Here is an 18,956-nt window from a genome sequence, read left to right as displayed (position 1 = left end):
ATGACGGGCTCGGGGGTCGTCGACGCGTCGGGAGTGGTCAGCTCCGTGCTGTCCGGGTACCGGCAGGTCCTCGTCGAGTGCCGGCGGCGCGTCACGGGTGACCCGGGCGCGCTGAGCGCGGCGTCGCAGCGGGTCGCCACCCAGGCCTCGACGGTTTCCGGCAAGGCCAAGGAGATCGACGAGTCCGCGAAGACGCTGCACGCGGACTGGGACGGCGACGCCTACACCGCGTTCGCCACCGCGGCGCGGAAACTGGGCGGGGAGCTGACCGACGCCGCCACGAAGCTCGACGACCAGGCGAAACGGCTCAGCACGGCGGCGCAGCTCGTGCAGTCCGCGAAGGCCGCCGTCGACTCGGTGCTCGCGCAGTTCGACCAGTACGCCCAGCAGCTGACCGCGCAGGCCCGCGCGGTGAACTCCGCCTCGGTCGGCGCGTTCATCCAGGCCGCCCGCCAGCTCGGCGAGCAGAGCGTCCAGGCGGCCCGCCAGGTCGTCGACGAGTACTCCGACGCGCTCGCCGAGCTGTTCCCGCCCGAGGGCACCCAGCGGCTGGAGTACAAGCTGGGCAAGAAGACCGCGGGCCCGCTGGGCTGGCTCAACGGCAGCCCGCTCGACGGGCGCAAGCGGCCGCGGGACGCGCCGTCGTGGTTCAAGAACTCGGGCTGGAAGAAGCTCACCTGGGACGGCCTGGAGGGCACGCGCGCGCCGAAGAAGGCGGACACGCCGTTCGGGCAGCCGAAGCCCGAGGGCCTCAAGGACAAGCTGGGCAACAACACCGAGATCACCTACTACAAGTTCAAGCAGGACCAGGACGGGCTCACCCCGGAGTACGACGGGAAGATCACGTCGAAGGGCTGGGACGTCGGCGCGTCCGGGCACACCGAGCTGGCCGCGGTGAAGGAAGAGGGCGAGCTCAAGGGCGACTGGGGTGTCTCGTCGGCGCACGCCAAGGGCACGGTGTTCGCCGGCGGCGAGGCGAGCGCGTCCGGCACGCTCGGCGCGCACGGCGTCGGCGCGCACGCGAACGTCTTCGTCGGCGGCAAGGTCGAGGGCGAGGTCGCCGCGGACGTCGCCGGCATCGGCGTCGGCGCGAACGGCACGCTGCAGTACGGCATCGGCGCGCAGCTCGACGCCCAGGCCGTCTACGACGCCGGCCACCTCAAAGTCAACTTCAAAGCCGGTGCCGCGCTCGGCTTCGGCGCGGGTGTCGGCGCGAAGATCGACATCGACCTGCCGAAGGTCGGCCACACGATCAGCGAGTACGGCGGCGCGGCCGCCGACTACGTCGGCACCGCGGCGCACGACGCCGCCAACGCCGTCGGTTCCGCTTGGGACGACGCGGTTTCGTCGGTGGGGGCGTGGTGACCCTTCCCCTGGACTTCGTGATCCCCGACGGCTGGACGGCCGTCGACCCCGGCGACTCCGGCGCGGTGTTCGTCGCCGTGCACGACGCGCCGGCCGGCGAGTTCGTCCCGAACATCACGGTGAGCGTGCAGCAGCGGCCCGACGCGAAGTCGATCGACGACATCGCCGCCGAAGCCGTCGAACGCCTGTCCCTCAGCTCGGCCGGGCTCGACGTCCTCAGCCACCGGGACGTCGGCGCCCCGGCCGCGCCCGGTGTCATGCAGCTGCTGCGCCTGCGCACCGGCGAGGGCACCGAGCTGATCCAGACCCAGGTGCACCTGACCGTCCCCGGCGCCACGCCGGAGCAGCGGCTGGTGCTCGAGCTCGCCTGCACGGCCGCGCCCGCGACCGCGCGGGCGCTCTCACCCGGTTTCCAGCGGTTCGTCGGCAGCGTCCACGTCCGCCAGCACGAAGGGAGACAACAGTGACCGATCCGTACGCGGTGCCGGACATGGACGAACTGCTGGCGCAGGTGCGCAAGCAGACCGAAGAGGTCCAGCGGATCCAGCGCACGGTCGAGGCGATGGAGGTCAAGGCGCACTCGCGGCAGAACGAGGTCACCGTCACCCTCCGCGGCGACGGCCGGTTCACCTCGATCGACATCGACCCCCGCGCGATCCGCGAGTACGACGCCCGCAACCTCTCGGAGATCGTGCTGGAGGCGGTGAACGCCGGGCTCACCAAGCTCGCCGAGGCTTCGAACGCGAAGTTCGCCCCGGTCATCTCGGCCGCCAAGAACATCTGATGACGGCCGACGTGTTCTTTCCCGCGGAGGCGCCACGATGACCGCCGCCGCAATCACGGGGACGACCCGGCGGGTCACCGTGGTCACGCCGCGGGCCCGGGTGGACGTCGCGCTGCCGCAGCAATCGACGTTCGCCGAGCTGGTGCCGCAGCTGGTGCGGCTGGCCGGCGCCGCCGGGCAGGCGTCCGCGGACCATCCCGGCTGGGTGCTCTCCCGGCTCGGCGGGGCGCCACTCGCACTCGGCCTGAGCGTCGCCGCGGCCCAGATCCGCGACGGCGAAGTCCTCCACCTGACCCCGCGGGAACGCCCGCGGGGTCCGCTGCTGTTCGACGACGTCATCGATTCGATCGCCAGCGTCGCCGACTCGAACGGCGGCTGGGGCCCCTCGGTCGCGCGGCGGTCCGGGCTGGTGGCCGCGGTCGTGCTGCTGCTCGCGGGCGGGCTGCTGGTGCAGGCCGCGGCGTCCGGCAGCGTGCTGGCCCCGATCGGGACCGGGCTGCTGGCGCTGGTGCTGCTCCTGGGCGGCGGCGCGCTGAGCCGCGCGTACGGCGACGCCGAGGCCGGCGCGGCCGGGTCGCTCGCCGGGGTGGGCGTCGCGCTGCTGGCCGGGATGTCCGTGCTGCCACCGCACCCGCTGTTCTCGCTGTCGGCCGGCCCGCTGGCCGCCGGGTTCGCCGCCGTGACGATCTACGGCGTCCTCGCGGCGGTCTCGGTCGCCGACCGGCTGCCGTGGTTCGTCGCGATCACGGTCGCGGCCGGCTTCGGCGCGGTGACGACCGGGGTCGTGCTGCTGGCCGGCACCACTCCGGTGGCGGCCGCGGCGGTGGCCGCGGTCCTCGCCACGGCGCTGGCCGCGGTGGCCCCGATGCTGGCGCTGCGCCTCGCGCGGCTTCCGCTGCCGCGGGTGCCGGAGGACATGGAGGCCTTCCGCGCCGACGAACAGCCGTCGCTGGGCGACGAGATGTTCGGCCGGACGTCGCGCGCCCAAGCCGTCTTGACGGGCCTGCTGGTGGCGCTGGGCCTGGTGGTCCTGTTCTCGACGGTGGTGCTGGCGACCGGCGGCCCGTGGGACGCCGGGCTGGCGGCGGTGCTGGGCCTGGCGTGGATCCTGCGGTCGCGGTCGTACGCGGGGAAGACGCAACGCCTGGTGCTGGTGGGTTTCGGCATCACGAGCCTGGTCGTCGCGGGCGGCTGGCTGGTGGCCTCGGGCAACCGCACGGCGATCTTCGCGACGGGCTGCGCGGTCGTCCTCGCCGCGGCGATCTGCCTGGCTTACGCCACCCGGGTAGCGCGCGGCCTGCGATCGCCGTACTGGTCACGGCTGCTGGACGTCTCGGAGTTCCTGGTGCTGCTCTCGCTGGTCCCGTTCGTCGGCATGATCGCGGGAGTCTACGAAGCCGTCCGCGGCTGACGCTGGTCCAAAGCCGTGAATGCCACATTGAGGGACCAAGTGTCCCTCAATGTGGCATTCACGGCTTTCAGGAGTCCAGCGCCAGCGGGAGCGTGCGGCGGACTCCGGCGCCGTGCCGGCCGTGCAGCGGGACGGCCGAGTGGCCCGGTGACGGCACCGGCTTGCCGGGACGGCCGCCCACCCGGATCGTCAGCTCCTCGTGTTCCTTGCCCGCCGCCGTGCGGCGCAGCGTGTACGACGTCGCCGTGAAGGCCGCCTCCGGGACCGAGACGTCCAGCGTCCGCACCGAACGCGGCATGAAGCACATCTGGCTCGCCTCGCCCCACGTCCACGCTCGCCAGTGGTCGGCCTGCGCGGCGGACGGACCCTGGACGCCCAGCGCCACCCGCAGCTCCTGGCCCAGCTCGCCCGCCTCCAGCACCGTGCTCGGGTAGCCGGCCTCGGCCAGCTCGCCCATCAGGCTCAGCGCCGCCGACGCCGTGCTGCGCAACGCACCCAGATCGCCGCCGCCGCGGGCCAGCGCCGCGATCGGCGCGAGGTCCGGGCGGTAGCGCACGGCCAGCCAGCGCACCCGCAGCACCTGGTCGCCGCGCGGGACCGCCCACGTCAGCAGCTGCGCCGACGCCAGCGGGACGTCGGTGCGGCGGTAGGCCGCGCGCAGGATGTCCACCAGCACCGCGGACGAGGGCGAGCCCGACCCGGGCGTGAGGCGCACCAGCGCGCTCCACCCGCCGTCGACCTCCGCGACGCCGAAGCGGTTCCCGGCGCGGTCGACGTGCTGCCGCACCTTCACCGGCCCGGCGACCCGCATCAGGGGGTCCGGGCTGTCGTGGCGGGTGTCGTGGCGCCGCAAGCGGTAGGCGATCCACGTCAGCGTCCAGCCGGCCGGGTGCCGCCCGGCGAACCGCACCGACGTCAGCAGCACCACCAGCCCGGCGGCGGCGCTGACGCCGATCCGCACGGGCTGCGCGAGGCCGCCGACGGTCCACGCGAGCAGCGCGGCGATGGCCGCGATCTCCCACACCGCGGCCTGCAGCGGCCGGATCGGCAGCAGCCAGGGCAGCGGCGCGCGAGCGGGTCGCGGCGGCGCCGGGCGGACGGCGGATTCAGCGGTTCCGACGGACACAGGTTCCCCTTTCCCCGCTCCGGGACGCTAGTACCTCCCCAGATACGGCGTGGGCGTAAAAATTACCCTCGCCGTGCCCGGATCGGGTGCTTAGCATCAACCGCTCGGAGGGTCGGTACGCACACACCGGGGGCGCAGCAGCGTGTGGACGCAGCGAGACCAGATCCAGGCGTACCAGTTCCTCCGCCGCAGGCTGGTCTCCGCGCTCGTCGCCGCCGACGCCAACCACCCCGTCTCGCCCAGCCGCCGCCTCGTGCTCGGCACCGTCCTGGGCCTCGTCGCCGCCCTGCTCGTGACCGCCGTCTTCGGCATCATCGGCCTGCTGAACCCCTCCGGCGGTAAAGACTGGCTGGCCGGCGGCAAGGTGATCGTCGAAGAGGGCACCGGCGCGCGGTTCGTCCTCGGCGCCGACGGCGTGCTGCACCCGGTCCTCAACTACGCCTCCGCCCGGCTGCTGGCCGGCGGCAACGGCGACGCGACCGTCTCGGTGTCCTCGGAGAACCTCGGCAAGGCCGGGCGCGGCGCCCAGATCGGCATCGCCGGCGCCCCCGACTCGCTGCCCGCGGCGCCGGCGCTGGTCACCGCGCCCTGGACGAGCTGCAGCCGGACCACCCAGGACGCGCCCGCGTCGGCCGAGCCGCGCACCGCCGTCCTGCTCGCCGCGCCCGCGTCCGGCGTCGAACTGCCGCGTGACCAGGGCGTCATCGTCCGGCTGCCGCAGGGCGAGAAGTTCCTGCTCAGCGGCGGCCGGCGCTACAAGCTCGGCGACGAGGCCGCGACCGCGCTGCAGTTCGACAGCTACCCGACGATCGCGGTGTCCGCCCGCTGGATCGACACCGTCGCGTCCGGGCGGGACCTCACCGCGCTGCCGGTCGACGGCGCCGGCGGCCGCGGGCCTGTCGTGGGCGGCCGCGACACGCGCGTCGGCGAAGTGCTTTCCGTGGTCGACGCGATGGCCGCGCCCGGCACCGCGACGTCGTACTACCTGGTCCGCGCGGACGGGCTCGAGCCGGTCGGGCAGACCGAGGCGAGCCTGCTGGTGACGACCGAGGCCAACGCGGCGGCCTACGCCGGCACTCCGGCGCCGGTCCAGGTGCGCGCCGCCGACGTCGCCGGGGCGCCGAAGCTCGCCGCGCCCCGCGCCGGCGGCGCCGACCCGGCCGCCTTCCCGGACCGCATCCCCGGCAAGGCGCCGATCACCGGGAACTCGGTGACGCTGTGCAGTCAGGGGAACCGGTTGCTCGTTTCGGCCGAACTTCCGCTGCCCGCCGGATCCCGGGCCATCCAGGTCGCGACCCGCTCCGAAGCACGGGTGGCGGACGAGGTGTTCGTGCCGCCGTCGGGAGGGGCGGTGGTCGTCGAAGCGGGTTCGGCGACGACGTACTTGGTGACCGACACGGGCTTGAAGTATCCGGTGGTGAACACACAGGCGCTGGCCTCGCTGGGGTACGGAGGAGTGGCCCGCCAGTCGATCGCAGGTAGTTTGCTCGCATTGGTGCCGACGGGCCCCGCGCTGGATCCGGTCACCGCCGGCCGGCCGGCCCCGTTGGGTGGAACGGGGTGAAAGTCGTGCACATGACAGAAGAGCGCTCGACCGAAGACGCACTGGCCGCGATGGGCAAGATCCGGGTCGCGGTCGTCGAGGACCACCCGCTGTACCGCGTTTCCGTGGAGCGCGTGCTGGCCGAGGCCGACTTCGTCGAGCTCGGCGCGGTGGTCGACTCGGTCGCGCGCTTCCACGTCCACCGGCAGCCGCCGGGCAGCGTGGTGCTGCTCGACCTCGGCCTCCCGGGCGTAGCGGGCGCGGCGGCCGTGCTGGAGGTCTGCGAGCTGGGCCACCACGTGCTCGTCGTGTCCGCCCAGGCGGAACCGGACGTCGTGCTCGGCGCGATCGCGGCCGGCGCGCGCGGCTTCCTGTCGAAGGACGTCGACGCCGACGAGCTGCTGATCGCGATCAAGACGGTCGCCGACGGCGGCGCGTACGTCTCGGCGGTGGTCGCCGGGATGATCATCAAGGACAACGCCGACCGCCCGGTCACCGCGGCCGAGGTCGAGCTGTCGCCGCGTGAGGAACAGGTGCTGCGGCTGGTCGCGGCGGGGGAGCGGGACGTCGACATCGCCCTGATCCTCGGCATCGGCGTCCGGACGGTGCGCGGTTACCTCGACCGGATCCGCGACAAGACGGGCGAACGCCGACGGCCGGGGCTGGTCAAGGAAGCCATCCGGCGCGGTCTCATCGGCGGGTCGGGCCCGCGGCGCGGCGGTCGCAAGTGAGCGACTCCGGCGAGCAGACCCCGGCCCCGCGGCGCATCCGCGTCGGCGTGATCGAGGACCACCCGCTCTACCGGTACGCGCTGACCCGCGTGCTCACCGAGGCCCCGGACATCGAGCTGGGCGCGGTCGCCGACTCGGTGGCCCGCTTCGCCGTGCAGGAACAGCCTGCCGGCAGCGTCGTGGTGCTCGACCTCAAGCTGCGCGGCGTCCAGGACGCGGCCGCGGTCCTGGAGGTGGGGCACATGGGGCACAAGGTGCTGGTGGTGTCCGCGCACGCGGAGCAGCCCGAGGTCCTGGGCGCGATGCAGGCGGGCGCGAAGGGCTTCCTGTCGAAGGACGTCGACGGCGACGAGCTGCTGCGCGCGATCCGCACGATCGCCGACGACAACGCCTACGTGTCGCCGACGCTGGCCGGGATGATCATCCAGGACAGCGAGGAGCGGCACGCCGGGCCGAAGATAGTGCTCTCGGAGCGCGAGAAGCAGGTGCTGCGCCTGGTGGCGGCGGGCGAGCGCGACGTCGACGTCGCGGAGATCCTCAACATCAGCGTCCGCACGGTCCGCTCCTACCTGGACCGCATCCGCGACAAGACGGGCGAACGCCGCCGCGCGGGCTTCGTCCGGGTGGCGATCCGCGAAGGCCTGCTCCGCTAAGGCGGCACTTTCACGTGAAAGTGACCACCAGGGGGCGGCACTTTCACGTGAAAGTGCCGCCTTCGGGATTCAGAGGCGGCGGTTGGCTAGGGCGCCGGTCGCCGTGCGGGCTCGCGCGGCCACCGCCGGGTCGACGTCCACCACCAGCGTCTCCGCGCCCGGGCCCGCCGCGGCGTGCACCCGGCCGAAGCCGTCGGACGCCAGGGAGTAGCCGATGCCCGTCGGCGCCTTCGGGTTCACCGTGACGCCCGTCGCCGCCGGGTCGGCCTGGCCGCACGCCAGGACCCAGCAGCCCGAGTCCAGCGCGCGGGCCCGCACCAGGACCTCCCACTGCTCGCGCTTGCCCTCGCCCGCGCCCCACGACGCCGGCAGCAGCACGACGTCGGCGCCGTCGTCGGCCAGCGACCGGAAGAGCTCCGGGAACCGGACGTCGTAGCACGTCGCGACGCCGTAGACGACGCCCTCGAACTCGAACGTCGTCAACGACGCGCCCGGCGCCACCGTGTCGGACTCGGCGAAGCCGAACGCGTCGTAGAGGTGGATCTTGTCGTAACCGCGGTGGTGCCCGCCGCCGGTGACCAGCAGCGTGTTGCGCACCCGGCCGTCCGCCGGGGTGAACATCCCGGCGACGATCACCACGTCGTGCTCGGCCGCCACCGCGGCGACCGCCGACGCCCACGGCCCGTCCAGCGGCTCGGCCACCGCGTCCAGGGGCCGGCCGAAGCGCGCCATCGTCGCCTCCGGGAACACGACGATCCGGGCGCCGTCGGCGACCGCCGCTTCGACGCCCGAGCGAACCAGCTTCAGGTTCGCTTCCGGGTCGTCACCCGAGTTGAGCTGGCACAACGCGATTCGCGCCACCGTGGCCTCCTGCATGCTGGGATCCGCCGTCACCGGGGAGTATCGCCGAACGGGCCGGGATCGTGACCTCGTACCCTGGTGGGCATGCTGAACCGCACCGACCTGCGTGGGCAGGTCCCGACCGCCGCCGAACTGCGCGCCACCCTCCCGCGTGCCGAATACGACGTGGACGCGGCGCTGCATCAGGTGCGGCCGGTGGTCGAGGCGGTCCGCGATCGCGGTGTCGAAGCCGTCCTGGAGTACACCGAGAAGTTCGACAAGGTCCGGCCGGTGAGCGTGCGCGTGCCGCGCGAGCGGCTCACCCAGGCCCTCGCCCAGCTCGACCCCGCCGTGCGCGCCGCGCTGGAGGAGTCGATCACCCGGGCCCGCAAGGTGCACGACGGGCAGCGCCGCACCGACGTCACGACCACGGTCGTCGACGGCGGCACGGTCACCGAGAAGTGGGTCCCGGTCGAGCGCGTCGGGCTGTACGCGCCGGGCGGGCTCGCGGTGTACCCGTCGACCGTGGTGATGAACGTCGTCCCGGCGCAGATCGCCGGCGTCGGCTCGCTGGTCGTCTGCTCGCCGCCGCAGGCCGGGTTCGCCGGCCTGCCGCACCCGACCATCCTCGCCGCGGCCGAGCTGCTCGGCGTCGACGAGGTGTGGGCCGTCGGCGGCGCGCAGGCCGTCGCGCTGCTGGCCTACGGCGGCACGGACACCGACGGCACCGAGCTGACCCCGGTCGACGTCGTCACCGGCCCGGGCAACATCTACCTGACCGCGGCGAAGCGCATGCTGCGCGGCCTGATCGGCATCGACTCCGAAGCCGGCCCGACCGAGATCGCCATCCTCGCCGACGACACGGCCGACCCGGTGCACGTCGCCGCCGACCTGATCAGCCAGGCCGAGCACGACCCGCTCGCCGCGAGTGTCCTGGTGACGACGTCGGAGGAGCTGGCCGACGCCGTCGACAAGGAGCTGGCAGGCCGCGTCTCGGCGACCAAGCACACCGAGCGCGTCACCGAAGCCCTGGGCGGCAAGCAGTCCGGCGTCATCCTGGTGTCCACTGTGGATGACGGCCTGACCGTGGTCGACGCCTACGCCGCCGAGCACCTCGAGATCCAGACGGCGAACGCGCGCGCGGTCGCCGCCCGCGTCCGCAACGCCGGCGCGATCTTCGTCGGCGCGTACGCCCCGGTGTCGCTCGGCGACTACTGCGCCGGCTCCAACCACGTGCTGCCCACCGGCGGGTTCGCCCGCCACTCCTCGGGCCTGTCCGTGCAGAGCTTCCTCAAGGGCATCCACGTCGTGGACTACTCCGAGGACGCCCTGCGCGAGGTCGCCGGCCGCGTCGTCGCGCTGGCGAACGCCGAGGACCTGCCGGCGCACGGCGAAGCCGTCACGGCCCGATTCGCGGGGGAGGCCCGATGACCATCGGCGAAGAGATCACGCTGGACGAGCTGCCGCTGCGCGACGACCTGCGCGGCAAGTCGCCCTACGGCGCGCCGCAGCTGGACGTCCCGGTCCGGCTCAACACCAACGAGAACCCGTACCCGCCGCCGCCCGAGCTGGTCGCGGACGTCGCCGAGGCGGTCCGCGCGGAGGCGGCCGAGCTGCACCGCTACCCGGACCGCGACGCCCTCGAGCTGCGTCACGACCTGGCCGACTACCTGAGCGTGTCGACGCGGGTCGTGCTCACCGAGGAGAACGTCTGGGCCGCCAACGGGTCCAACGAGGTGCTGCAGCAGATCCTGCAGGCCTTCGGCGGTCCCGGGCGCAGCGCGCTCGGCTTCGAGCCGTCGTACTCGATGCACCCGATCATCGCGTCGGGCACGCGCACCGAGTGGCTCCCGGCGCCGCGCCGCGCCGACTTCACGCTCGACACGGCCGCGGCGGCGTCGGTGATCCGGGAGAAGCGGCCGGACATCGTGTTCGTCACCAGCCCGAACAACCCGACCGGCGGCTCGATCCCGCTCGACGAGCTGCGCGTGGTGCTGGACGCGGCCACCGGGATCGTCGTCGTCGACGAGGCGTACGCGGAGTTCTCGTCGCAGCCCAGCGCGGTCGAGCTGCTGGCCGACTACCCGGCGCGGCTGATCGTGTCGCGCACGATGAGCAAGGCGTTCGCCTTCGCCGGCGGCCGCCTCGGCTACCTGGCGGCGGCCCCGGCGGTCGTCGACGCGCTGCTGCTGGTGCGCCTGCCGTACCACCTCTCGCGGCTGACCCAGGCGGCCGCACGCGCGGCGCTGCGCCACGCCGACGCGACGCTGGGCACCGTCCACAAGCTGGCCGCGGAACGCGACCGCGTCGTGGAAGCGTTGGCGGGCTTGGGTTTCGACCCGGTGCCGAGCGACTCGAACTTCGTCCTCTTCGGACGGTTCGCTTCGCCGGCGACCGCGTGGAAGTCCTATTTGGACGCCGGTGTGCTGATCCGGGACCCGGGCATCCCCGGGCACCTGCGCGTCAGCATCGGCACCCCGGAGGAGAACGACGCCTTCCTCGAGGCGAGTAAGGAAGTATCACGATGACGCGCATCGGCAAGGTCGAGCGGACCACCAAGGAGTCCTCGATCTCCGTGCAGCTGGACCTCGACGGCACGGGCGAGGTGGAGATCTCGACCGGCGTCCCGTTCTACGACCACATGCTGACGGCGTTCGGCGTGCACGGCTCGCTGGACCTCAAGGTCGAGGCGACGGGCGACGTCCACATCGACGCGCACCACACGGTCGAGGACACGGCGATCGTGCTCGGCCAGGCGATCCGCCAGGCACTGGGCGACAAGAGCGGCATCCGCCGCTTCGGCGACGCCTGGATCCCGATGGACGAAACCCTGGCCCACGCGGCGATCGACGTCTCGGGCCGCCCGTACTGCGTGCACGTGGGCGAGCCGGAGCAGTTCACCACCTTCACGATCGGCGGCAACTACCCGTTCGTGCTGACCCGCCACGTGTTCGACTCGCTGGCGTTCCACGCCCAGATAGCGCTGCACGTCCGAGTCATCCACGGCCGCGACCCGCACCACATAGCGGAGGCGGAGTACAAGGCGGTGGCCCGAGCCCTGCGCGCGGCAACGGAACCGGACCCCCGAGCGGGCGGCATCCCCTCCACGAAGGGCGTGCTCTAGACCGCGAACACCGCGCCGGGCGTCGCGACCTCGACCTGTCCCGTGTGGACGGCCGAGGCGCGCTCGACGGCGTCGGCGGCGCCGAGGAACGGCCCGAGGTGGGTCAGCACGAGCCGCCCGGAGCTGTGCGCGGCCCGGGCGGCGTCCTCCGGCGTCAGGTGCACCGTCGACGGCTCCGGCCCGTCCGCCTCGCAGAGGAACAGGTCGGCGCCGTTGGCCAGGTCGGTGAGCGCGGCGCACGGGCCGGTGTCACCGGAGTACGCCAGCACCCGGTCGCCGTCGGTCACGCGGACGCCGAACGCCGGGAAGCCGTGTTCCACCGCCGTGGTCGCCAGTGTCAGCCCGCCAACCTCGGCGAAGTGACCGTCGTGCAGTTCGTGCACCTCGAACGCCTCGCCGATCGGCGCCGCCGCGGTGTTCGTCAGGAACGCGCCGAGCCGGGCCGCGATGCCCGGCGGGCCGTACAGCTGGATCGGCCGTGCCGGCCGGAGGTCGGCGAACAGCAGCGCGTACACCGCCGGCAGCAGGTCGGCGACGTGGTCCGCGTGCAGGTGCGAGATCCAGATCGCGTCGACGTCGGTGAGGGTGGTGTGCTCCTGCAGCGCGGCCAGGGTGCCGGGCCCGGCGTCCAGCCAGAGCGTGGCGCCCGCGCTGCGCACGAGGTACCCCGAGCACGGCGCGCCGGGGCGCGGGTAGGGGCTGGCACTGCCCAGCACGATCACGTCGAACGACATGTGGCACCCTAACCAGCGTGAGCAAGGAAGTGGTGGGCGTTCTGCTGCTGGCCCTGGGTGGTTTCCTGGTGGGCGGCGTCTATTCGGCCTGGAAGACGGCCAAGTTCATGGCCGTGGTGCTGGGCATCGCGGCCGTACTGGCCATCGGCGGCGCCATCTTCTGGTTCGCCAGCTGACCCCGTAAAGCCGTGAAGGCCTCTTGGAGTCATGGGGTCGTTGCAACACCACCTCGATGAAAGGTGGGATGCAGATGGTTCGAGAGCATCGCTGGCTACCACGCTCACTGCAACTGGAGTTCTGGGACCAGATCCGGGCCGGGACGGGGGCGAAGCCGGCCGCGCAAGCGGCCGGCTTCGCCCCCGCCACTGGAGTCCGGCTGTTCCGCCAAGCTGGCGGAGTGACCAGCAACGCACCCCGCCGGACCGGCCCAGTCCGGCTGAGCATCACCGAACGGGACGAGATCGCTTGCCTCACCGCCGCAGGTCACGGGCCCCGCGCCATCGGACGAGTGATCGGCAGGCCGGCCTCGACGGTGTCACGGGAACTGGTCCGCAACACCGGCCTGACCGGGACCTACCGGGCCAGCAGCGCCCAGCACCACGCCGAACACCGCGCAAAACGACCCAAAACCGCGAAGCTGGCCGCGGATCCGCTGCTGCGGGCGATCGTCCAGGCCGGACTGGACCGCAAATGGTCACCGCGGCAGATCTCCGAGAGACTGGTCCTCGACTTTCCCGACCAGCCGGAGATGCGGGTGTCACACGAAACGATCTACCAATCACTCTACGTCCAAAGCCGAGGTGCGCTACGCCGCGAACTGACAGCGGCACTGCGGACCGGACGAGCGTTACGGATGCCGCAACGGCAGGCCCAAGCCCGGCGAGCCCGCCCGTCAGGCCGGATCCAGGACATGGTCAACATCTCGCAGCGGCCCGCCGACGTCGCTGATCGTGCGGTGCCGGGGCATTGGGAAGGCGACCTGATCCTGGGCCGGGACAATCGGTCCGCGATCGGGACGCTGGTGGAACGCTCGACCCGGTTCGTGATGCTGCTGCACCTGCCCCACGGGCGGGACGCAGCCACGGTCGCGGCGTCGATGACCGAGATGATCCAGACGTTGCCGCCGCTGCTGCTGGGCTCCCTGACCTGGGATCAGGGCAAAGAGATGGCCCATCACCGGAAGATCACCCTGGACACGGGGTTGCAGATCTACTTCTGTGACCCGCATTCGCCCTGGCAGCGAGGCAGCAACGAGAACACCAACGGACTGCTCCGGCAGTACTTCCCCAAAGGCACCGACCTGTCCCAGCACGACGCGGCGGAGCTGGCACGGGTGGCGGCGGAGCTGAACGGGCGACCTCGGGAGACCCTCGGCTGGCGGACACCGACCGAGGCCCTTACGAAGCTACTGTCAGATCAACAAACACCAGGTGTTGCAACCACTGCATGAATCCGCCCCTCCTTACCGGCTATAAGAGCCGGTAAGGAGGCCTTCACGGACTTTGCCGCTAGCGGCTCGCGCCGACCAGTTCGCGCGGGTCGTCGCCGGGGGCGTCGTCCAGGTGCTTCGTGAGCTTCTCGCCCTCGACGTCGACGTCCGGCAGGATCCGGTCGAGCCACTTCGGCAGCCACCAGGCGCCGCGGCCGAGCAGCGACATCACGGCGGGCACCAGTGTCATCCGGACCACGAACGCGTCCACCAGCACGCCGAACGCCAGCGCGAAGCCGATCGACTGGATCAGCGTCGACTCGGCCAGGATGAACCCGGCGAACACGCTGATCATGATCAGCGCCGCCGCGACGACCACGCGGGCGCCGTGCCGGAAGCCGGTGACCATGGCCTCCTGGGGTTCGGCGCCGTGGACGTGCTCCTCGCGCATCCGCGTCACCAGGAACACCTGGTAGTCCATCGCGAGTCCGAAGAGGACACCGATGAGCAGGATCGGCAGCATGCTCATGATCGGCCCGGTCGACTCGACGCCGAGCAGGTCCGTCAGCCAGCCCCACTGGAACACCGCGACCACGGCGCCGAACGTCGCGGCGACCGAGCCGAGGAAGCCGATCGTCGCCTTCAGCGGCACCACGACCGAGCGGAACACCAGCATCAGCAGGATGAACGCCAGCCCGACGATCAGGGCGAGGTAGGGCAGCATCGCGTCGGACAGCTTCTCCGAGACGTCGATGTTCGCCGCCGTCTGCCCGGTGACGGCCAGCTTCGCGCCGGTCGCCTCCTGCAGCGTCCCGGATTCGGTGCGGATCGCGGCGACGAGGTCCTCGGTCTGGGTGCTGCTCGGCCCGCTCTTGGGGATCACCGAGAGCAACGCCGTGTCACCGTTCTGGTTGACCTTCGGCGGGGTGACGGCGGCGACGTCGGGCAGCTTCTGGATGTCGGCCGCGGCCTGGCCGAGCGCGGCCTGGCGGTTGGTGCTCGAGCCGACGTCGACGACGACCAGCAGCGGCCCGTTCGCGCCTTCGCCGAAGCTGCGGCTGACGATCTCGTACGCCTTGTGCTGCGTGGACTCCGGCGCGGCGGTGCTGTCGTTGGGCAGGCCGAGCTGCATGCCGAGCGCGGGCAGCGCGACGACGGCCATCCCGGCCAGCGCGACGAGCAGCACCGGCCACCGGTGGCGGGCGACGAACCGCGCCCAGCGCTCGCCGTGCGTCGTCTCGACCGGCTTGCGGCGCAGGCGGATCCGCTCGCCGGCGACCCGCTTCCCGGCGAAGCCGAGGATCGCGGGCAGCAGCGTCAGCGCGATGACGACGGCGACCGCGACGGTGACCGCGGCGGCCACGCCCATCTGGCCGAGGAACGGGATGCCGATGACGGTCAGCCCGGCCAGCGCGATGATCACGGTGAGGCCGGCGAAGACGACGGCGGACCCGGCGGTGCCGGTCGCGCGGCCCGCGGCTTCCTCGGGACTGCGGCCGAGCTTGAGCTCGTGCCGGTAGCGCGACACGATGAACAGCGCGTAGTCGATGCCGACGGCGAGCCCGATCATCAGCGCCAGGATCGGCGTGTTCGAGTTCAGCTCGAGGAAGCCGGAGGCGAGGAAGATGCCGCCCATTCCGGTGCCGACCCCGATCAGCGCGGTGAGCAGCGGGATCCCGGCGGCGATCAGCGAGCCGAAGGTGATGATCAACACGACGGCCGCGACCGCGACACCCAGGCCTTCGGTCGCGCCGGTTTCCGGGATGCCCTGCACCGCGTCGCCGCCGAGCTCGACGGTGAACCCGGCCGCGCGGGCGGCGTTCGCGGTGTTCAGCAGCGCCTGGCGGTCTTCGTCGGTGAGCTCGTAGGCCTTCGCGCCGTAGCTGACCTGCGCGAGGGCGACGCGCTTGTCGGGCGAGATCGACTGGGCCTGGAACGGGTCGACGACGCTCGACACCTTCGGGGCGGTCTTCAGCTGCCCGACGAGCGCCTCGACGGTGGCCTTGCCCCGGGCGTCGGCCACGGTGGTCCCGGCCGGGGCCTCGATCACGACGCGCGCGGTGGCGCCCCCGGCGTTGGCCTGCGGGAACTTCTCGGTGAGCTGGTCGATCGCCCGCTGCGACTCGGTGCCGGGGATGGTCACCGAGTTGGACAGCTGGCCCGACAGCGTCAGCGCGCCCAGTCCGAGGGCCACGAGTACGGCCGCCCAGACGGCCGCGACCAGCGCGCGCCGCCGGAACGACAACCGGCCCAGCCGGTATAGGAAGGTCGCCACGAGTCAGCTCCGTTTCGCCCGAACGGGGTCGGTTCACTCCATCTGATTACTTTCCAAGCTAGCCGATCGGCAAGGAGGCGTCCAAGCCGATCGGCAAGTATGTGACTTGTCGAACAGCAAGGAGTTCGCTTGCCGATCGGCAAGTAAGCGCGTTTGCCCGTGAAGGAGGGCTTGACGTACGCTCCGACGACTCGCTGAGGAGGAAGAATGACCGCCGGCCCGGCCGAGGACACCCGGACCCGACTGCTGCACACCGCGCTGCGGCTGTTCACCGAACACGGGGTCGAAGGCACGTCGCTGCAGATGATCGCCGACGCGCTCGGCATCACGAAGGCCGCGGTCTACTACCACTTCAAGACGAAGGCGGAGCTCACCGAGGCCGTCGCCGAGCCCGGTATCCGCGACCTGGACGAGCTGGTCCTGCGCGCGGCCGCGCAGAAGCGCCGCGGCGCGCAGGTGGACCTGCTGCTGGAGGGGTTCGTCGACCTGGTGGTCCGGCACCGCACGCTGGTGGCGCTGTTCTCGAGCGACCCGGGCCTCATCCGCGCGATCGAGAAGTCGGCGCACGGCGGCATGGAGGGCTTCGGCCAGGCGCTGCTCGGCATCCTGTCGGGCCCGGACCCGGACACGGCGGCCCGCGTCAACGCGATGGTGGCCCTGACGGGCATCGCGATGGCCGGCGGCTCCCCGGACCTGGCCGCCCTCGACGACGAAGAACTCCGCACGGAACTCCTCGACGTCGGCCGCCGCCTCCTGGGCCGCCCCCGCCGCCGAGCCCACCTCCCAGTCTCAACCCTCTAACCCCCGCGACCCCCCGCCTCGCGAGTCGACCCTCCAGTCACGCGAGTCGACTCCTCAATCACGCGAGTCGACCCTCCAGTCACGCGAGTCGACCCGCTAATCACGCGAGATACCTCCCCAGTCACGCGAGATACGCGCCCAATCACGCGAGTCCCGCGCCCAATCACGCGAGTTCGGGTTCTGCTCCCGCGAGCCGACCGCCTGGGCACGCGTGTCGTTCGTCCAGATATGCGAGCCGACCGCCTGGTACGCGAGCCGACCGTCCCGGTGCGCGAGCCGACCCTCCGGGTACGCGAGTCGTCCATCCCGGTACGCGTGTCGTCCGCTCAGGTGCGCGTGTCGTCCGCGTCAGGCCAGGCGGTGGAGGTGTTCCGGCGGCACCGCCGCGGTCAGCCAGACGCCGTTCGCGCTCATCTGGAAGATGTGGCCCGCGGCCGTCATCGCCGCGGCGTCCACGCGCAGGATGACCGGCTTGCCGCGGCGGGCGGCGACCGTCCGGGCCGTGTCGATCGTCGCCGACAGGTGGACGGCGTGACGGTTCATCGGGCGCAGGCCGTCGCGCAGGATCGCGTCGAGGAACTTCGCCACCGTGCCGTGGTAGAGGACAGCCGGTGGTGGCGCGTTCACCAGGCCGAGGTCGACGTCCACGCTGTGGCCCTGGCTCGCGCGGATCATGGTGCCGGTTTCGTCGAAGGCGTACCGGCGTTTGCTGTTGGTCTCGACGACTTCGTCGAGCTGCTCGCGGGTGAGCGTGAACCCGTGGGCGCGCAGCGCGCGCAGGAGCGCGTCGACCGCCACCCAGCCGCCGGGGCCGAGGGTGAGGCCGATCGCGGCGGGGTCGTGGCGCAGGTGCAGCGCCAGCCGTTTCGAGATGCGGATCATTTCTTTGTCGTTCATAACCTCCCCAGGATCCCGCCGCGGGCAAGCGATTTCAGATGCCGCCCTCGACCGCGGGACGCAGTTTGCTGGCGCCGGGCCCGAAGCGCGCGAGGTCGTCGTCGTTGTTGTAGAGCGCGCAGCTGCGCAGGGACAGGCAACCGCAGCCGACGCAGCCGGTGAGGCGGTCGCGAAGGCGTTGCAGGGCGTCGATCCGGGCGTCGAGCTCGTGCTGCCAGTCGCGGGAAAGGCGAGCCCAGTCGGCCTTCGTCGGCGCGTGGTCGACGGGCAGGGTCGCCAGCGCCGCGCTGATGTCTTCGAGGGAGAGGCCGACCCGTTGCGCCGCGCGGATGAACGCGATCCGCCGCAGCACCGAACGCGCGTAGCGGCGCTGGTTGCCCGCCGAGCGCTCCGAGCTGATCAGCCCTCGTTCCTCGTAGAACCGCAGCGCCGTGTGCGGTACTCCGCTGCGGTCTGCCACTTGTCCGATGCTGAGATGTTCGGCGAGCCTCGTCACCGGCTCAGGCTAGCCTTGACTTCGAGTTTAGTCGAGGTTGCATCGTCGGAAGCATGACCACTGCGACCGAACCGGGTTACGCCGAGCTGCCCCGACTCATCTCGCTGATGACGGGCGACGACAAGCACCAAGCCGCCGCGGAGTCCACAGTGGACGTCCTGTGGGTGCTCTACGACCGCGTGCTCGACATCACGACCGAGAACTTCCGCGAGCCGGGCCGCGACCGCTTCCTGCTGTCGAAGGGGCACGGGCCGATGGCGTACTACGCCGTGCTGACCGCGAAAGGCTTCCTGGACGAGGCGGAGCTGCCGACGTGGTCCGACCCGGTGTCGCGCCTCGGCCGCCACCCGGACCGGCGGCGGATCCCGGGCGTCGAGATCTCCAGCGGTTCGCTGGGCCACGGCCTCCCGATCGCGCTCGGCACGGCGCTGGGCCTGCGCGCCCGCGGCCTGTTGTCACCCAAGGTAGTGACGCTGATCGGCGACGCGGAACTGGACGAGGGCTCGAACCACGAGGCGATCGTCGTCGCCGCGAGGTTCGCGCTCGAAAACCTCACGACGGTGGTGATCGACAACCGGTCGTCGACGCGCGGCTGGCCGGGCGGCATCGCGCGCCGGTTCGACGTCGAGGGCTGGGAGACGCGCACGGTGCCCGGCCGCGACCACGACGCGCTGTTCGCCGCGTTCACCACCCCGCACCCGGGCCGGCCGCTCGCGGTCGTCGCCGTCGTCGAACCGAAGGGCTGAA

20 protein-coding genes are annotated in these 18,956 nt (G+C 72.1%); 14 read left to right on the top strand and 6 right to left on the bottom strand.

Annotated features, from left to right (window positions below; all coding sequences use genetic code 11):
* Genes OG570_RS47550 through eccD form a run of 4 tightly spaced genes read left to right on the top strand, consistent with a single transcriptional unit; the run spans nt 1 to nt 3,560 of the window.
* Entirely contained in the window at nt 1–1,365 is a 1,365-nt protein-coding gene (locus OG570_RS47550; RefSeq protein WP_326955058.1) for a WXG100 family type VII secretion target, read from the top strand.
* The gene (locus OG570_RS47545; RefSeq protein WP_326947367.1) at nt 1,359–1,832 is read left to right on the top strand and encodes a hypothetical protein; all 474 of its coding nucleotides are present in this window, start codon (nt 1,359–1,361) and stop codon (nt 1,830–1,832) included. The genes OG570_RS47550 and OG570_RS47545 overlap by 7 nt, the downstream gene beginning before the upstream one ends.
* Entirely contained in the window at nt 1,829–2,149 is a 321-nt protein-coding gene (locus tag OG570_RS47540) for a YbaB/EbfC family nucleoid-associated protein (RefSeq protein ID WP_247062813.1), read from the top strand. Before OG570_RS47545 ends, OG570_RS47540 begins: the two co-directional genes overlap by 4 nt.
* A gap of 37 nt (nt 2,150–2,186) precedes the next feature.
* Nucleotides 2,187–3,560, top strand: a complete 1,374-nt coding sequence (eccD, locus tag OG570_RS47535; RefSeq protein WP_247062821.1) for a type VII secretion integral membrane protein EccD — start codon at nt 2,187–2,189, stop codon at nt 3,558–3,560.
* A 67-nt stretch (nt 3,561–3,627) separates the two neighbouring features.
* Here the strand turns inward: eccD and OG570_RS47530 are convergent, their stop codons facing one another.
* Nucleotides 3,628–4,686 carry a type VII secretion protein EccE gene (locus OG570_RS47530; RefSeq protein WP_326955057.1) on the bottom strand — a complete coding sequence of 353 codons (1,059 nt, stop codon included), beginning with the start codon at nt 4,684–4,686 and terminating at the stop codon, nt 3,628–3,630.
* A 142-nt stretch (nt 4,687–4,828) separates the two neighbouring features.
* Between OG570_RS47530 and eccB the strand changes: the two genes are divergently transcribed.
* Genes eccB through OG570_RS47515 form a run of 3 tightly spaced genes read left to right on the top strand, consistent with a single transcriptional unit; the run spans nt 4,829 to nt 7,613 of the window.
* A complete protein-coding gene (eccB, locus tag OG570_RS47525; RefSeq protein WP_326955056.1) occupies nt 4,829–6,250 on the top strand; it encodes a type VII secretion protein EccB in 1,422 nt (473 codons plus the stop codon).
* Between the two features lie 11 nt (nt 6,251–6,261).
* Nucleotides 6,262–6,960 carry a response regulator transcription factor gene (locus OG570_RS47520; RefSeq protein ID WP_247062827.1) on the top strand — a complete coding sequence of 233 codons (699 nt, stop codon included), beginning with the start codon at nt 6,262–6,264 and terminating at the stop codon, nt 6,958–6,960.
* A complete protein-coding gene (locus tag OG570_RS47515; RefSeq protein WP_247062829.1) occupies nt 6,957–7,613 on the top strand; it encodes a response regulator in 657 nt (218 codons plus the stop codon). The genes OG570_RS47520 and OG570_RS47515 overlap by 4 nt, the downstream gene beginning before the upstream one ends.
* Nucleotides 7,614–7,682: 69 nt before the next feature.
* Here OG570_RS47515 and OG570_RS47510 read toward each other — a convergent pair whose 3' ends face one another.
* Complete coding sequence (locus tag OG570_RS47510; protein ID WP_326960361.1) at nt 7,683–8,474, bottom strand: carbon-nitrogen hydrolase family protein; 792 nt, start codon at nt 8,472–8,474, stop codon at nt 7,683–7,685.
* Nucleotides 8,475–8,558: 84 nt separating this feature from the next.
* Here OG570_RS47510 and hisD point away from each other — a divergent pair, with 84 nt between their 5' ends.
* Genes hisD through hisB form a run of 3 tightly spaced genes read left to right on the top strand, consistent with a single transcriptional unit; the run spans nt 8,559 to nt 11,577 of the window.
* The gene (hisD, locus tag OG570_RS47505; protein ID WP_326955055.1) at nt 8,559–9,884 is read left to right on the top strand and encodes a histidinol dehydrogenase; all 1,326 of its coding nucleotides are present in this window, start codon (nt 8,559–8,561) and stop codon (nt 9,882–9,884) included.
* Nucleotides 9,881–10,981: a histidinol-phosphate transaminase gene (locus OG570_RS47500; RefSeq protein WP_326955054.1), complete on the top strand. Its 1,101-nt coding sequence runs from the start codon at nt 9,881–9,883 to the stop codon at nt 10,979–10,981. Before hisD ends, OG570_RS47500 begins: the two co-directional genes overlap by 4 nt.
* On the top strand, nt 10,978–11,577 hold the full coding sequence (gene hisB, locus OG570_RS47495; protein ID WP_326955053.1) for an imidazoleglycerol-phosphate dehydratase HisB: 600 nt from the start codon (nt 10,978–10,980) through the stop codon (nt 11,575–11,577). The genes OG570_RS47500 and hisB overlap by 4 nt, the downstream gene beginning before the upstream one ends.
* Here the strand turns inward: hisB and OG570_RS47490 are convergent.
* A complete protein-coding gene (locus tag OG570_RS47490; protein ID WP_326955052.1) occupies nt 11,574–12,311 on the bottom strand; it encodes an MBL fold metallo-hydrolase in 738 nt (245 codons plus the stop codon). The genes hisB and OG570_RS47490 overlap by 4 nt on opposite strands.
* 17 nt (nt 12,312–12,328) lie before the next feature.
* On the opposite strand from OG570_RS47490, the gene OG570_RS47485 reads away from it, so the two are divergent.
* Entirely contained in the window at nt 12,329–12,487 is a 159-nt protein-coding gene (locus tag OG570_RS47485) for a hypothetical protein (protein ID WP_247062838.1), read from the top strand.
* Between the two features lie 68 nt (nt 12,488–12,555).
* Nucleotides 12,556–13,761: an IS30 family transposase gene (locus tag OG570_RS47480; RefSeq protein WP_326955051.1), complete on the top strand. Its 1,206-nt coding sequence runs from the start codon at nt 12,556–12,558 to the stop codon at nt 13,759–13,761.
* A gap of 58 nt (nt 13,762–13,819) precedes the next feature.
* Here OG570_RS47480 and OG570_RS47475 read toward each other — a convergent pair whose 3' ends face one another.
* Nucleotides 13,820–16,015 (bottom strand): MMPL family transporter, encoded by a 2,196-nt coding sequence (locus OG570_RS47475; protein ID WP_247062839.1) that lies wholly within the window; start codon nt 16,013–16,015, stop codon nt 13,820–13,822.
* 207 nt (nt 16,016–16,222) lie between these two features.
* Between OG570_RS47475 and OG570_RS47470 the strand changes: the two genes are divergently transcribed.
* Nucleotides 16,223–16,816, top strand: coding sequence for a TetR/AcrR family transcriptional regulator (locus OG570_RS47470; RefSeq protein ID WP_326955050.1), 594 nt, complete (start codon nt 16,223–16,225; stop codon nt 16,814–16,816).
* Between the two features lie 348 nt (nt 16,817–17,164).
* On the opposite strand, the gene OG570_RS47465 is transcribed toward OG570_RS47470, so the two are convergent.
* Nucleotides 17,165–17,713 carry an RNA 2'-phosphotransferase gene (locus tag OG570_RS47465; protein WP_326955049.1) on the bottom strand — a complete coding sequence of 183 codons (549 nt, stop codon included), beginning with the start codon at nt 17,711–17,713 and terminating at the stop codon, nt 17,165–17,167.
* Between the two features lie 34 nt (nt 17,714–17,747).
* On the bottom strand, nt 17,748–18,209 hold the full coding sequence (gene soxR, locus OG570_RS47460; protein WP_247062842.1) for a redox-sensitive transcriptional activator SoxR: 462 nt from the start codon (nt 18,207–18,209) through the stop codon (nt 17,748–17,750).
* A gap of 53 nt (nt 18,210–18,262) precedes the next feature.
* Between soxR and OG570_RS47455 the strand changes: the two genes are divergently transcribed.
* Nucleotides 18,263–18,955 carry a thiamine pyrophosphate-dependent enzyme gene (locus OG570_RS47455; RefSeq protein WP_326955048.1) on the top strand — a complete coding sequence of 231 codons (693 nt, stop codon included), beginning with the start codon at nt 18,263–18,265 and terminating at the stop codon, nt 18,953–18,955.
* Nucleotide 18,956: the final 1 nt, after the last annotated feature.

It is taken from the genome of Amycolatopsis sp. NBC_01286 (assembly GCF_035982555.1).
Lineage (GTDB): Bacteria > Actinomycetota > Actinomycetes > Mycobacteriales > Pseudonocardiaceae > Amycolatopsis.
The sequence above is the reverse complement of the archived record's forward strand: the minus strand, read 5'-3'. Positions and strand labels throughout refer to the sequence as shown.